Annotated in this window: 11 protein-coding genes, 1 tRNA gene and 1 other RNA gene; 7 read left to right on the top strand and 6 right to left on the bottom strand. The window is 66.7% G+C overall.

The features are described 5' to 3' along the window. The first annotated feature begins 58 nt into the window (after positions 1-58). The 3 genes from PV768_RS10720 to PV768_RS10710 all read left to right on the top strand — a co-directional run bounded on the left by PV768_RS10720 (position 59) and on the right by PV768_RS10710 (position 3366). Positions 59-1024 (top strand): ABC transporter ATP-binding protein, encoded by a 966-nt coding sequence (locus tag PV768_RS10720; RefSeq protein ID WP_321215255.1) that lies wholly within the window; start codon positions 59-61, stop codon positions 1022-1024. Continuing rightward, positions 1021-2154 (top strand): ABC transporter permease, encoded by a 1134-nt coding sequence (locus tag PV768_RS10715; protein WP_323057718.1) that lies wholly within the window; start codon positions 1021-1023, stop codon positions 2152-2154. The genes PV768_RS10720 and PV768_RS10715 overlap by 4 nt, the downstream gene beginning before the upstream one ends. A 108-nt stretch (positions 2155-2262) precedes the next feature. Further along, on the top strand, positions 2263-3366 hold the full coding sequence (locus PV768_RS10710) for a hypothetical protein (RefSeq protein WP_421093003.1): 1104 nt from the start codon (positions 2263-2265) through the stop codon (positions 3364-3366). Between the two features lie 56 nt (positions 3367-3422). Here the strand turns inward: PV768_RS10710 and recR are convergent, their stop codons facing one another. The 4 genes from recR to PV768_RS10690 form a co-directional block, all read right to left on the bottom strand. Next, positions 3423-4022 carry a recombination mediator RecR gene (gene recR / locus PV768_RS10705; RefSeq protein ID WP_050056466.1) on the bottom strand — a complete coding sequence of 200 codons (600 nt, stop codon included), beginning with the start codon at positions 4020-4022 and terminating at the stop codon, positions 3423-3425. Positions 4023-4096: 74 nt separating this feature from the next. Then, on the bottom strand, positions 4097-7462 hold the full coding sequence (locus PV768_RS10700; RefSeq protein WP_421093002.1) for a DNA polymerase III subunit gamma and tau: 3366 nt from the start codon (positions 7460-7462) through the stop codon (positions 4097-4099). A 21-nt stretch (positions 7463-7483) separates the two neighbouring features. After that, an RNA gene (ffs, locus tag PV768_RS10695) (signal recognition particle sRNA small type) lies at positions 7484-7580 on the bottom strand. A 45-nt stretch (positions 7581-7625) separates the two neighbouring features. After that, on the bottom strand, positions 7626-7949 hold the full coding sequence (locus tag PV768_RS10690) for a hypothetical protein (protein ID WP_157239325.1): 324 nt from the start codon (positions 7947-7949) through the stop codon (positions 7626-7628). Positions 7950-8260: 311 nt separating this feature from the next. On the opposite strand from PV768_RS10690, the gene PV768_RS10685 reads away from it, so the two are divergent. Further along, a tRNA-Ser gene (locus PV768_RS10685) sits at positions 8261-8345 on the top strand. A 59-nt stretch (positions 8346-8404) separates the two neighbouring features. Here PV768_RS10685 and PV768_RS10680 read toward each other — a convergent pair. Then, positions 8405-9295, bottom strand: a complete 891-nt coding sequence (locus tag PV768_RS10680) for an oxygenase MpaB family protein (RefSeq protein WP_323057794.1) — start codon at positions 9293-9295, stop codon at positions 8405-8407. 681 nt (positions 9296-9976) lie between these two features. On the opposite strand from PV768_RS10680, the gene PV768_RS10675 reads away from it, so the two are divergent. The 3 genes from PV768_RS10675 (at position 9977) to PV768_RS10665 (ending at position 12827) form a co-directional block, all read left to right on the top strand. After that, entirely contained in the window at positions 9977-11083 is a 1107-nt protein-coding gene (locus PV768_RS10675) for a peptidoglycan DD-metalloendopeptidase family protein (protein WP_421093001.1), read from the top strand. Between the two features lie 113 nt (positions 11084-11196). Beyond that, positions 11197-11709: a glutathione peroxidase gene (locus tag PV768_RS10670; protein WP_321215263.1), complete on the top strand. Its 513-nt coding sequence runs from the start codon at positions 11197-11199 to the stop codon at positions 11707-11709. Positions 11710-11873: 164 nt separating this feature from the next. Further along, positions 11874-12827, top strand: a complete 954-nt coding sequence (locus PV768_RS10665) for a phosphodiesterase (RefSeq protein ID WP_321215264.1) — start codon at positions 11874-11876, stop codon at positions 12825-12827. Positions 12828-12836: 9 nt separating this feature from the next. Here PV768_RS10665 and PV768_RS10660 read toward each other — a convergent pair whose 3' ends face one another. Continuing rightward, complete coding sequence (locus tag PV768_RS10660; protein WP_409339704.1) at positions 12837-14252, bottom strand: stealth family protein; 1416 nt, start codon at positions 14250-14252, stop codon at positions 12837-12839. Positions 14253-14475 lie beyond the last annotated feature (223 nt).

Raw genomic sequence — 14475 nt, 5'->3', positions numbered from 1 at the left:
GGGACGGCGTAGGCTCAGAGCGTCAGAATGCAATGACTGTGGGGGCAGGTGCAGATAGATGGCAATGATTTCTGAGGTACCGGGAGATTCGGGCGGGCCGGTGTCCGACGACGGAATATCGGCACGGGGTGTCAGCCGAAGCTTCGGCGCGGTGCGCGCCGTCGAGCACATGGACTTCAATGCTCCGGCAGGGAAGGTGACCGCCCTGATCGGCCCCAACGGCGCCGGCAAAACGACGCTCCTGCTGATGCTTGCATCGCTGCTGGCGCCGGATGAGGGGACCATCAGCGTGGCAGGCCTGGATCCACTCCGCCACCGCGCGCAGGTCAGAAGGCGCCTGGGCTGGATGCCCGATACGTTGGGCGTGTGGGAGTCTTTGACCGCCCGGGAGATCCTGACCCAGATGGCCCGTTTCTACCGGCTGCCGGCCGAAGGCCTCGGGCAACGGGTGGCCACCATGCTGGAAAGGGTGCGGCTGGACGATCTCGCGGACCAGCCGGCACGGGTGTTGTCCCGCGGGCAGCAGCAGCGGCTGAGCCTCGCCAGGGCACTGATCCACGACCCTTCCGTCCTGCTCCTTGACGAGCCCGCCTCGGGCCTGGACCCGGGCTCGCGAGTGGAGCTTCGCACTATGCTGCGGCAGCTGGCGGCGGAGGGCAAGGCCGTGGTGGTCTCATCCCACGTCCTCGCTGAACTTGACGAGATCGCCGACGGCGCAGTGTTCGTCAACAAGGGCCGCACAGTCCGCCAGCAGACCACGGCGGAAGCAGCCGCCGCGGGCCGGCGGTACGCGATTTCCGGATCGGATCCGGCAGCACTGGCCGCAGGGCTAACGGGGCTGGGAATGGCGTTCCGCGTCGAGGATGGCCGCCGTCCGGGCGTGAGCCTGGTGCTGAATAACGACGGCGATGCGGAGCGCCTCCTGCGGGACCTGGTGCTGGCCGGCGTCGGAATCATTTCCTTTGCCCCCGCCAGCGGGGCCCTTGAAGAGACCTACATGAACCTCGAGGGGGAGCGGCAGTGAGCCAGGCAACCGACAACAGGCAGGACACCTCCGGAAGCGGCGCATCAGCCGCCTATCTTGCGGGAATCAGGAATGTGGTGGTCCTGGAACTGAAGCAGCGCCTGCGTTCGCGCGGCTGGTACATCATGCTGGCCATCTGGTTTGTCCTGACCGGTGTGGTCACGCTGCTGACGTGGGCCAGTTGGAACGCTTCCCAGGCTGCCCAGCGGGCGTATGGAGGCTATGTTCCGCCGGAGCAAGCCGGCCCGGGTTCCATGATCTTTGAAGTGGTACTGGCATTTGTCTTGTTGTTCGCATTGCTGGTGGCGCCCGCCTTGTCCGCCAATGCCATCACCGGGGACCGGGCGGGCGGCACCCTGGCGATCCTGCAGGTCACCCTGCTCGAACCCGGCCAGATCCTGTGGGGGAAGTTTTTTGCCGCCTGGCTGGCAGCCCTTGCCTTCCTGGTGGCCAGCGCGCCGTTCCTGATCATCGGTGTGGCTCTTGGGGGAATGACGCCGGGTCACGTGCTGGTGGCACTGCTGATGCTGGCCGTTGAAGTGGGTATCGTATGCGCCCTGGGCGTAGGGATTTCAGCTCTGGCCGGGCGGCCCTTGTTCTCCATCGTGGTGACTTACCTGGCGGTGGCCGGGCTGGTTTTCGGCACGCTGATTTCCTTCGGGCTTGGCACAGGCCTGGCCCAGGGCACCGTCATGGCCAACAACCCGCAGTACCGCCAGTACGCACCCCTGGAGTCCGGGCCGTTTGGGCCGGAGTACACCTGCTCGGGCCCGCTCCGGGAACAGCCTGCCCTCCGTACCGAGCGGGTTGCCTGGCTGCTGGGCATGAACCCCTTTGTGGTGGTGGCCGATGCCATCCCCTACCGCGACCGCACAGCGCAGACGGGTTTCGCCTCCGTCGGGACCATCGAAGGAATCAGCCAGGGCGCCCGGCAGGCCATGGCCGGCCCGGACGGCACCGTCCCGTGCGCCAACGGACTGGTCCAGCCGCCATACCTGGGGCAGAAGACACCGCTGTGGCCGCTTGGGCTGGGGCTTCAGCTGGTGCTGTCCACCCTGCTGATGTGGCTGGGCTGGCGGGCGCTCCGGACGCCAGCGCACAAGCTGGCCAGGGGCGTGCGCATCGCCTAGTCCGGCTCTGGACAGCGCTGGCGTGTTGGGCAACGATAGGACCCAGCCGGCACGTTCGCCGGTCTGAGCCGGGGCTGGGGCCTGTCCGTGGAAAGGCGGGGCTTCCCCATGACCGACGACGACCAGCCTGCTGTGCATCCAGCCCCCGAACCCTTTTACGAACCGATAGGCGCGAACCCCGGCGGTACGGGCAGCCCCAGCTGGGAGGATGACGACGACGGCGGCCGGGAACAGGTGCGCGGCGGCCGGCCGGGCATGCAGCCGGCGTTGGCTGATGTGGTCCGCAGCATCCGTACCGCCAGGTTCTGGGCGCAGGCGGGCGGCGCTGTCTTAGGAACCTGGGCTGCTGCCGCCGCCGCCGTAGTGATGTTTGCGTCGCTGGGACAGGGGAGTGGCGGGTACAACGCCCCGATGCTGGTGTACGCGCTCGCCGCAACCCTCGTGCCGTCCGTCGCGGCCTTTCTCGCGGTGGCCTGGGGCATGCAGTGCCATGGACAAGCTGCCGCAGCCCGGGAGCCGGCCGTGGGCGGCAGGATCCTCCCGGCGTTGCTGGCCACCACATTCCGTGGGCTCGTCCTGGCTGCCCTAACGTTCTGCGTACTGATGCTGCAGTCGCTGGCGGCCGGCGGATCAGGCGCTGTGGCGGCAGCTGCTGCCGGGGTCACCGCTGTTGAGGGCGCCGTTTTCGGCGCCGTTGGAGTGGGGGTGGCGGCTGCGGTTCGGAAATCGGGACCGGCCCGTGTGGCGGGCTGGGTATTAGCGGGAATCCTGGTGGCTGGCTCGGCCGGTGCTGCTGCCGCCCTGGTGCCGTTGGTCCGGGCGGTGGAACCAGTAACCGTCGCTATGAATGTGCAGTGGGGGCCCGCCGGCACACGCCAGGCCTACGAGTGCTCGGGAGTCCCGGCCGGCGCAGCCGAGGTCTACCATACCGAGCGCATCATGTGGCTGGCTGCCATCAGCCCGTCGGTAGTTTTCCTGGCGCTGGGCGCTGACGCCGATCCGGCCGGGGCTGTCCTGGGATGGGTGCCGGCAGCCATTCAAGAAGCAGGGGACGGCACCCAGGTCCCCTGTGTGAACGGGGAACCGCTGACCAGGGATTCGGCCCGGATGCCCTTGCCTGTGGTGGGAATTGCCGGCCAGGCCATAGTGGCTGGAGCGCTGCTGGCCGCCGGAAACAGGGCGGCTGTTTCGCGCCGGCGTCCGCGGCCCTGACGCAGGCCGCGCGTGTGCCTCGTGCCGCGCTTACCCGGGCCAGGGTCAGGGCCAGGTCAGGTGAGGGCGTTCCGGCGGCCCTCGAACGCCCTGCCAAGGGTGACCTCATCCGCGTATTCCAGGTCGCCGCCCACCGGCAGCCCGGAGGCCAGCCGGGTCACGGTGATGCCGATTGTCTTGAGCATACGGGCCAGGTAGGTGGCAGTGGCCTCGCCCTCAAGGTTGGGGTCGGTGGCGATAATGACTTCCTGGATGGCGCCGTCATTGAGCCGGGTCAGGAGCTCGCGGATGCGGAGCTGCTCGGGTCCGATGCCCGCAATGGGGTTAATTGCGCCGCCCAGCACGTGGTAGCGGCCCCGGAACGACCGCGTGCGTTCCACGGCCAGGACATCCTTTGATTCTTCTACAACGCAGATCACCGCCGGATCCCGGCGCGGGTCACGGCAGATGTTGCACAGTTCCTGCTCTGTGACGTTGCCGCAGACGGTGCAGAACTTGACCCGTTCCTTGACAGTCGTGATCGCTTCAACCAGGCGCTTCATGTCCTGGGGGTCAGCTTCGAGGATGTGGAACGCAAGCCGCTGGGCGGATTTGGGGCCCACCCCCGGAAGGCGTCCGAGCTCATCAATCAGCTCCTGGACAGCACCTTCGTACACGTTTTCCCCTTAGTTTGGGATGGATTGCGGGCAGGGCAAAGACTTGGAGCGGGGCCCCGTTTTACCGGGAACCGTCAATATCGCGGTGTGATGGGACTTCCGTCGGGGGAGCGCTCCTCAATCAGCTTCCCGCCCAGAATACGCTCCACCGCGGCACGGCCGAACACGCCGGACTCTTCGATCGTCTCATCATCTGCGCTCGGGATGTCCTGGACATAGGTGGCAGCAGCTGCCACGGCACGGGCCGGGGCCTTGGCGCGGCCGGCTTCCGCTTCAGGGCTGTTGGAGAGTCGCTGGTAAAGGCTTTGCCGTGCCTGGGCTGCGGCAGCCGAGGACGGCTGAGGAGCCTTGGCCGGGACAGCCTGGGTTGGAGCGGCTGCGGGAGCCGGGGAAGCTGACGCCATGGCGTACTCCGGCGCCCGCGCGGTGTCCGGTGAGGAATTGCCCCCGCCCGGTTCCTCCGTTCCAAACCGTCCGGCGCCTGGAGATGGTGAAGACGGAGCCAGGCCCCAGTCCGGCTCCGGGCTGGCGCCGGCCCTCGTGACAGGGATTGAGGGTGGCACCTGGGCGGTGGCGGGCTCGTAGCGCGGTGTGGCAACCGGCCCGGTTGGTGCCTCGTCCGGCGCCGCCGGGGAGGCTGCCCTGCCCACGTTGCTTTCTTCGCCGACCACCCAGACCCCGGGGGCCTGTTCCACGGCGCGGGTCCAAGGATCATGCGGTGATGCAGCCGTGCTGGCGGCAGCATCAGGCCCGTGAGGCTGGACGCCCGGGACGTCAACGGGGCCGGAGGTGGCCGGCGACGGCCCCTTTACACCGGAACCGGTGCCCGGGGTGCCCGACGGGCCTGAAGCGGCCGGCACTCCCGAGGGCCGGGACCGGTTGGACGGGGCCCAGTCCAGGGGAGGTTCTTCGTCCAGAGGCGGAGCGTCCTCGTCCCTGGCCGGACCCCAGTCGTCGTCGGAATATGAATAGTCTTCCTCCACGGCGGCGCGGGGCACCGAAACCGGGGCGGAGCCTTCGCCGGCCGCGACCTGCGCAGCGGGTTGTCCGGATGCGGGCCGCACGGCGCCGCTTCCGGGAAGCGGGGCCGAAAGTGCCGCGGCTGCTGCCTGGGCCGCCACGCCTTCCGGCGCAACGCCGTCGGCCTGGCCCGGATCAGCCGGCCCCTGCCCAGGACGTGCCTTTTGCTGGTATTTTGCGTCCGGCACAGACTGCTGCGGGCTCGCGGAAACGGGCCCGCCTGCGGGGCCCGGCTGCCGTGCGGCATCGCTGCCCGTCGGGGCAGAAGCCGGTGCCAGCCCCCAAGCGACGTCAGCCGAAGTTGCCGACGCCACCCGGCTGGCGGGCACTTTTGGGTTTGGGTCAGAGCTCGCCTGCGTGCCGCCACCGGCCGACGCAGTGATTTGGCAGTCGATGCCTACGGTCTTGTGGATGGCCTGGCGCAGATTCTCCGAATGGTCCGCCCGGCCGAAGGCTCCGGCAAGTCCGGACGTGGTGAATGCAAGGGTGAGGCTGTGGCCGTCGAAGGCAGCAACCTGGGCATTGGGTTCAACGAGCGCCCAGGTGCTGCGCTTGATTTTGGACAGGGTCTGCAGGACGTCGGGCCAGGCGCGGCGCAAGACCTCCACGTCCCCCATGGGTCCGGGCGCAGCAGCGGGCGCCGGCGGCGCGGACGACGTCTCCGCCTGGCCGGTAGACGGGGATTCTTTGGGCTCGGAGGCGGGCGTCTTGCCGGAAGAATGCGCCGGGCCGGAACCCGGAGTCTGCATGGCACCTTGCGCCGGGCCGGACGCAGCGTCCGGCCCCACCTGGGGCTGCGGCGAGGCAAAGCCCGGGTCGCGTCCGGCTGGACGATCCGAAGAGGCGGGCGACGGGCGGTTCCCGGCCGAATCTTCTACCGGCCAGTCGCTGGTGCTGACCCGCGGGGCGGTCAAGGGAGAGCGTGGTCCGCCGACCGCAGGGGAAGCCTCCCCGACGGAGCCCGCTCCGGCAGCTGCCGGCGTGGCCGGGGCGCTGGGCGCCGGGCCCGCAACGGCCGGAGCTGCGGGCGCCGCTTTCGCGGCATCCCGAGCCGGACCATTGGCACCGGCGGCGCCAGTTGAAGATTCAGGAGCAGAGGGCCTTGTTTCAGGGGCAGGGGCATTGGACGCCGGGAGACGGGGTGCCGGGGGAGCGGCAGGGGCGGCGGCCGGTGTGGAGCCGTCCGCACTTGACCCGGCGGGAGCACCGACGTCGTTCCCGGCGTAGTTCAGCCTGCGCTCCACGCGGTCTATCCGGGCGGCCATGCCGCGCTCGTTTTGCTCCGAGCTGGGCAAAAGGATCCGGGCGCACAGCAGCTCAAGGTGCAGCCGCGGGGAGGTGGCGCCGGTCATCTCGGTCAACGCGGTGTTGGTGACGTCCGCGGCGCGAGACAGCTCGGCCGCCCCCAGGTTGTGGGCCTGGTTCTTCAGGCGGGCAATCTGGTCCGCGGGCATGCCGCGGAGAATGGTCTGGGCGCTTTCAGGCATCGCCTGGACGATGATGAGGTCGCGGAACCGCTCCAACAGGTCCTCAACGAAGCGGCGGGGATCATGGCCGGTTTGGATCACCCGGTCCACGGCACGGAAAACGGTAGCGGAATCAGAAGCGGCAACGGCCTCGACCACGTCGTCGAGCAGTGAAGCGTGGGTGTATCCGAGCAGCGCCACGGCAAGTTCGTAGTCCAGGCCGTTCGGCCCGGCGCCCGCCATCAGCTGGTCCAGGACGGAGAGCGAATCACGGACGGAGCCGCCGCCGGCACGGATCACCAGGGACAGGACGCCGGGGGCCACCGGGACGTTCTCCTGGCTGCACAGGAGCTCCAAGTAGGCCATCAGCGGTTCCGGCGGCACCAGCCGGAACGGGTAGTGGTGGGTGCGGGAGCGGATGGTGCCGATGACCTTGTCCGGTTCCGTGGTGGCGAAGATGAACTTGATGTGTTCGGGTGGTTCTTCCACGATCTTCAGCAGGGCGTTGAAGCCTGCGGACGTGACCATGTGGGCCTCGTCAATGATGAAGATCTTGTAGCGGTCCCGTACAGGTGCATAGGTGGCCCGCTCACGGAGGTCCCGGGCATCGTCGACGCCGCCGTGGCTGGCGGCGTCAATCTCTATGACATCCAGCGAACCGGAGCCGCCGCGGGCCAGCTCAACGCAGCTGGGGCACGTGCCGCAGGGGGTGTCAGTGGGGCCCTGGGCGCAGTTGAGGCAGCGCGCCAGGATCCGGGCCGAGGTGGTCTTGCCGCAGCCCCTGGGGCCGGAGAAGAGGTAGGCGTGGTTGACCCGGTTTTTCCTCAAAGCCGTCATCAGCGGCTCGGTGACATGCTCCTGCCCGATAACGTCAGCAAACGAATCCGGACGGTATCTGCGGTAGAGGGCGGTAGTAACTGTCACAGAGAAAACCCTACCAATCCGGGCCGACATCCTGCCGCCCTGTGGGGGAATAGTAAAGACCCCCCATGCACCCGCCAGAGCCCATTTACCCTTGCTACCTTCCGGTCCTGGGGGAGTTCAACAGGATGACGCCACATGAGGGGCCGTCAGACACTTTACCTGAACTTCCGGCCCGACTCGAATCGGCCTTCGATCAGCGCCAGCCCCCCACCGGCCAGCTCATAAAGGCTGGTTCCTCATAGGGATGCGCAGCCCGCAGCGCTGCAACGACAGCGCCCAGCAATGCCTGGTCAACCACGCATTCAATCTTGTCCTCGGCCGCCTCCTCCGGTTTCCCCACCTGCCCAAGGTACGGTTTGGAGCCTTCCAGGGGAGTAAAGCGGCCCGTCCCGGACATGACGAACGAACAGTGCGAGTAATTGCCGATCCTGCCGGCTCCGGCGTCACCGATCGCCGCAAGGACCCGTTCCGTGTGGGAACGGGGGACGTAGACCACCAGCGCATGCAGCTTATTCATGGTTTCCATCGTGCCCGAATGCAGCCGGCAAACGGACAACACCCGTTGCTTATCCCGGCAACTCCCCTGAATATGGGTACATACACCGATTGGGGCAATCTCCAGATTGTGAGGTGCGTGGCCTGGCTGAACGGGCCGGACCCGGCAGCTCAACGGTGTCCGGGGAATGGGCGCGTTGGGGGCGTCCATTTCGTGGTTAAGGAGCAGGGCCGCTGTCCTTAGGGCCGGTGGAGGACCAGCCGGTTTCGGCCAATTGGGCGATGCGGAAAACATCAGGTAACCTAGTATCTGCTTTTGATTCAGAAGCAGCTGGAGAATTCGCCTAGCGGCCTATGGCGCACGCCTGGAACGCGTGTTGGGTTAACGCCCTCGGGGGTTCAAATCCCCCATTCTCCGCCGGTGAGGACCTTGCCCCCGTTCAATCGGGGGCAGGGTCCTTTCTTTTGTTGCAGCGATCATCCCGCCTCCGCGGACGGCACGCCAAGCCGGCGAAGCCGTTCCCTGGCGGCCAGCTCGCTTGGACCCCTGCGTCCCAAGGCCAGGCGTACGACGCCGAGAACCAGCTTTGTCGCGAGCCTCACCGGCAGCGGCAGGGGACCCAGCCGGGGAACGTCCAGCCCGAGCATCCGGCGGTACCTTGGCTCCAGGCTGTACACGGCGCCCGCGAACAGGATCCGGTAACCCGGCCGGAGCACCCGGTTCAAGGGCGGGTTGCGGACGAATTCCACTGTCTCTGCCACGCGGGCGTCAACGCGGAGATCACCGCTTTCGTACCAGCGGTCCAGTTGCCTGTGCAATTCCGCCTCGGTGAGCGGCGGGTCTTCCACTCCCATCAGCCGGCCGGCCTGGGCCCACTCCCGGACGTACGCGTCCGGTCCGCCGGGAATCGTGCCTCCCCACAGCTTGTGGGCGGTGAGGAAGGCGTCAGTGAAGGCCAGATGGATCCAGCTGGCCAGTTCCGGATCGTTGGCGCTGTAGGTGCGCTGCGCCCCCTGGCTGTCGCGGTAGCTGCCCTGGACGGCCTCGTGCAGCCGGCGCACCCTCCGTGAGGCGTTCTCGGCGGCCTCCTTGGAGCCATAGGTCACTGTGAAGATCCAGCGGATGGTGTTGGCCAGCCTGCCCAGCGGGTCCTCGCGGAAGTTTGAATGTTCGTGGACGCCGGCAAGGGCGCCGGGGTGCAGGGACTGCATCAACAGAGTGCGGATTCCGGCGACAATGGGCGACATTGAACCGTGCACTGCCCATACCGCGGAACCGGGCAGGTGGTACCCCGGGTCATCGCCCTCCGCAAGATCCAATTGCCACTGCTGAACGCCTTCGGAACCGTTGCTGAAGGTTCGGACCAGGCGCTTCTTGATGGGACTGAGAATGTTCCTGATGGTGCACGCCCTCCTGTGGAGAACTCGGCTGTAGAGCTTATCGTAAGCACCTTTTAGTGCAGCCGCAGCGACTGGTCCTGTACCACCTGGCGGCGCTGGAAACGGCAGTCTCCACAAAAAACCCCGCAGTGTCCCCGCTCCGGGGTTCACAGGGCTGCGGCCATATGCTCTCATGGTAGGTACCGTCAAGACGCGTGCGGGTGGCCAAGTCCTGGAGTCAGTCTTGTGGGCAATCACGCGGTATCCGGGAAGGACGATAAGAACGCCAAGGGCTTTTGCCTGCCTGTAGCGCGGGCACTGGCCGCCACGGGGGCGCTCGCCATTTCCGTCTGCGCCTTCAACCTCTCCGGCAGCGCTCCTGAAACGGGAACCGCAGCGGCATCCGTTGCCCGTCCGGGCGCCGGTGCTGCGGGGAATTCGACTGGTCTCAGTGCCGGCACCGTCGCTGGTACTGAGGCCACTGGATTTGCCGCCGCGGGACCGCCGTCGGACAGCCTTGTGGCGGCTCCCCGTACAGCCGCGGTCCTGGCCGCTCCCCAAGCCGAAATTGCCTTTCCACGCCCGCTCGTAGGAAGTCTCGGTGAGGATGCTCCGGCGCCGGTCACGGTAGGGCTCTCAGGGGTGGGAAGGCCGCCGGCAGGCTATCTCATGGCGCCCCTCAAACTGCTTATTCCCTCGTCGCCCTTCGGATTCCGCGTAAGCCCGTTGTCCGGGCTGGCAGGGGACTTCCATCTGGGCCAGGACTATTCGGCCCCCTGCGGGACCCCGGTCTACGCGGCGGATTCAGGCGTGGTCCGTGCCGCCGGATGGCATCCATGGGGCGGCGGCAACCGGGTTGAGATCGATCACGGCAACGGACTCGTCACCACCTACAACCATCTCGAGTCCATTGCCGTCCGCAGCGGTGACTTCGTCAATGTTGGGCAAGCCATTGCCCGGGTAGGCACTACCGGGTGGTCGACGGGATGCCACCTGCATTTCGAAACAATCCTCAACGGACGCCACACGAATCCGCTGAAATGGCGCCTCATGGCGGTACGCCCGCTTGGCGCCGGGCCCGCTGAGCTGCTGACCTACCTGCCAGTCCCCGGTGTTGCCTCCACGGGGCCCATACGCTGGACCATTCCGGTGGGGCTGGGCAGCGAGGCTCCCTCGGCCGCCCCCTGGGCAAATGTCCCGACGACGGCGGCTGGCTCCTCTGCGTGGCCAGCATCCTCGTCGCTGTTGGTGGCGACGGTCGACACCGGCACGCCGTCCCCCACGCCGACGGAAACTGGCACGCCGTCGCCGTCGCCGTCGCCGACGGAAACTGGAACGCCGTCGCTCACTGAGATTGGGACGCCGTCGCCGACTGAGACTGGGACGCCTACCCCGACCGAGCCGGCCCCGGTTGAGCCCGCCCCGGTTGAGCCCGCCCCGACCGAGCCCGCCCCGGTTGAGCCGGCCCCGACCGAGCCGGCCCCGGTTGAGCCGGCCCCGACCGAGCCTGCGCCGATTGAGCCTGCCCCGGTTGAGCCGGCCCCGGTTGAGCCTGCCCCGGTTGAGCCTGCCCCGGTTGAGCCTGCCCCGGTTGAGCCTGCCCCGGTTGAGCCGGCCCCGGTTGAGCCTGCGCCGGTTGAGCCGGCCCCGGTTGAGCCTGCGCCGGTTGAGCCGGCCCCGACCGAGCCTGCGCCGGTTGAGCCGGCCCCGACCGAGCCTGCGCCGACCGAGCCGGCCCCGGTTGAGCCTGCCCCGACCGAGCCGGCCCCCATCTAACCGGCGCCATCGGCAACCAGCTCCTCATCGGCGCCCTGAAGTGCGCCGGAAATCCGTGCTGGAAACGCCAAGCCCGGACCAATACCGTGATCCATTGGCAACGAATTCCATGCATGGACAACTTCTTGGGGAAGCCGCCCGTAACTGACCTGTACCGGGTTCCGCTGACCCTGAACGACGGTTCCCCGACCGATTTTGGCAGGTTCAAGGGCAAAGTGGTGATGGTGGTCAACGTTGCCTCCAACTGCGGGTTCACGCCCCAGTACACGGGGCTGGAGACGCTGTATCAAAAGTTCCGGGACCGGGGGTTTGAAGTACTCGGCGTCCCGTGCAACCAGTTCGCAGGGCAGGAACCGGGCAGCGACAGCGAAATCGCCGAATTCTGCCAGCGCAACTTCGGGGTCACCTTCCCCCTCACCCTCAAGGCGGACGTCCGCGGCAGGAACCAGCACCCCCTTTACGCGGAGCTCACCAAGTTCAAAAGCGGGCTTCTGCCCGGATTGGTGAAATGGAACTTTGAGAAGTTCCTGGTCAACAGGGACGGCCAGGTGGTGAACCGCTTCGCGCCAACCGTGGAGCCCGATTCGGCGGAGGTTATCGACGCCGTCGAGGAGGCCCTCTGTTGAAAAAGGGGCGCTTCGCCGAACCGGACGGCCGAAAAGCGCAGTTCTTTCATTTTTTTTCACATCAACTACGGCGATTCACCCAAAGTTTGCCAAATGTCTGATTGGATAAACATTACTGAAGGGTACAAGGGAAGCGCCGTTTCCCACCGACCACAGAGGCAGCAATGGAGCACATCGAGGCCGAACATCCCCGGCCACGCCACTTCCTACTCCACCTGAGCGATCCCCACTTGATGGGAGGTCCGGATCCCCTTTACGGCGTCGTTGACAGCGAAGCACGCCTTATCCAGCTCTTCGAAGAGGTGAAGGCGTCCGGGGCGCGTCCGGAGGCCGTGATCTTCACCGGCGACCTCGCCGACAAGGGCGATCCGGGAGCCTACGTGAAACTGCGGGCAATCGTTGAGCCCGCCTGCGAGGAACTCGGCGCCGAGGTGATCTGGGCGATGGGGAACCACGACAACCGCGAAAACTTCCGGGCGGGACTGTTGGACGAAGCCCCCAATGACGCGCCGGTGGACAAGAGCTACTTCGTCAACGGGCTGCGCGTCATCACCATGGACACCTCAGTTCCCGGTTATCACCACGGCGAGCTGAGCCCGGCGCAGCTGGACTGGCTGACGCGGGAGCTGGACACGCCCGCTCCTGACGGCACCATCCTGGCGCTGCACCACCCGCCCATACCCTCCGTCCTGGATCTCTCGGTCCTGGTGGAGCTGCGTGACCAGGCATCGCTGGAGGCAGTAGTCCGGAACTCTGATGTCCGCACCATCCTCGCGGGCCACCTGCATTATTCGACGACGGCGAGCTTCGCCGGCATCCCTGTATCGGTGGCGTCGGCCAGTTGTTACACCCAGGACCTCAATGTTCCCGTTGGCGGCACCCGGGGCCAGGACGGCGGGCAATCCTTCAACCTGGTGCATGTGTACGAGCACACCATCGTCCACTCGGTGGTTCCGCTGGGAAGGTCCACGACAGTGGGGGAGTACGTCTCGCCGGAAGAGACCGAGTTCCGGCTGGCCTCAGCCGGGATCCGGATTCCGGAAACCGCCAAGCAGCGGAACAGCGCGAAGCTCAAGCAGCCGAACAGCGCGAAGCTCGGGCTCCCCACAAGCCGGTAGGCCGCCCGCCTACTTTTCCCAGGGCGCCTTGATGGGGAAGTACTTCTCCAGGAAGTCCGTCACCAGTGCGGCGCGCTCGTCGGCATCCACCTCGGGGAAGCTGCCATCGTTCAGGCAGAAGAAATCCATGTTCCGCTTGGCCAGCAGCTTGGGCAGGTAGTTCAGTCCCGTCCGCATGGTGGTGTCCACGTAACGGACCTTCGCCGCCGTCTGGGTTACCGCCCGGCCCGTGAGCAGGGCGTAGTAGTGGTAGAAGGAGTTGGTCACGGAGATGTTGTCCGCCGCCCTGAAGCGGCTGGCCGCCGTCTTCCGGAATTCCTCCGGGAACTCGCGCTCCATCTTCGCCACCACGCTGCGCCGCAGCGGCGCTGCGGTGTGCTCCAGGTGCCGGGTGGTGATGCGGCCGAACCTGTTCCACAACAGCTTGCGGTTGACGCGGGCCGCGTTCTCGAACCCGCTGCGCTCTGCAGCGTTCTCGCCCAGGCCGATCCGGGTTTCGGCCTCGATGAACTTGGTGATGCCTCCCGGGGTGAAGAACAGGTCCGGGCTGACCGGCCGGCCGAAAAACATGTCGTCATTGGAGTACAGGAAGTGCTCGGACAGGCCTTCGATGTTGTGGAGCTGGCACTCCACCGCCTGGGAGTTGTGCGTGGGCAGCACGGAGGGATCCGAGAAGAACTCCTCACTGCGGACGATGGTCACGGACGGGTGTTCCGCCAGCCACGCGGGTGCCGGTGAATCCGTGGCAATGAAAATGCGGCGGATCCAGGGCGCAAACATGTAGACGGACCGCAGCGCGTACTTGAGCTCGTTGATCTGCCGGAAGCGGGCCTCGTGGTCATCGCCCTCGCCCAGGACAACGTCCTTCTGTTGGGCCCGCCGGGCGGCTATGTACTCAGGGGAGCTGCCGTCCACCCAGGAGAACACCAGGTCGATGTCGAAGCTGATGTCGCTCGCGTGGTCCGCGAACATGTTCTCGATGGTGGGCCAGGTGTGGCCGTAGCGTTCAACGGTGCCTCGGACGGCGTCCTGCCGGAGCAGGGTCCTGCGTGTGAGGGAGTTCTCGATCGGCAGGATGATCTCGTCGCCCTTGAAGGACCAAAGCTCAATCTGGACACCCGCGGAGGCACCGAACTCGAAGCCGCCGGCCGGCTCCACCCGCGGCCGGTACAGGCGGAAGATGCGCGCCTGCCGGTTGGAGGAGAGTTCACCGTCCGCAACCAGGAGGGAGGTTTTCTTCTTGGCGTCCACGGTCATGGAGTAGAAGGGTTCGTCCTGGCAGGCTTCCACCAGGGCGGCCCGGAGCTTCTTCCTGTCTTTCCAGTCCAAGGCAATGACAGGGCGGTCGTTGTTGCCCCTGACCAGCAGGTATGCCAGCCCGGCGTTGGCCAGCACATTCCTGACGAACAGCAGGTCCTCCACCATGGCCTGGTAGGGAGTCCTGTTGTAGTTGATCAGGGCGATGCGGCCCTTGTGCGTAATGACGTCAGGGCGCGGGTTGAGTCGCTGCTCAGCTTCTGCGGAGGTGATCTCTGCGTGAAATTGTTCCTCTACGGATGCCTGGCCGCCGTAGTAGACCTCGTCTTGAACCGGTGCTTCTGTAATGGTGGTCTCCGTGCTGCGTATTAGTTAGCGTTCCTATGTGCAT

Source organism: Pseudarthrobacter sp. CC4, assembly GCF_048957775.1.
Taxonomy (GTDB): Bacteria; Actinomycetota; Actinomycetes; order Actinomycetales; family Micrococcaceae; genus Arthrobacter.
Note: the sequence above shows the minus strand (reverse complement) of the source record. Positions and strands in the feature narration are given on the sequence as shown.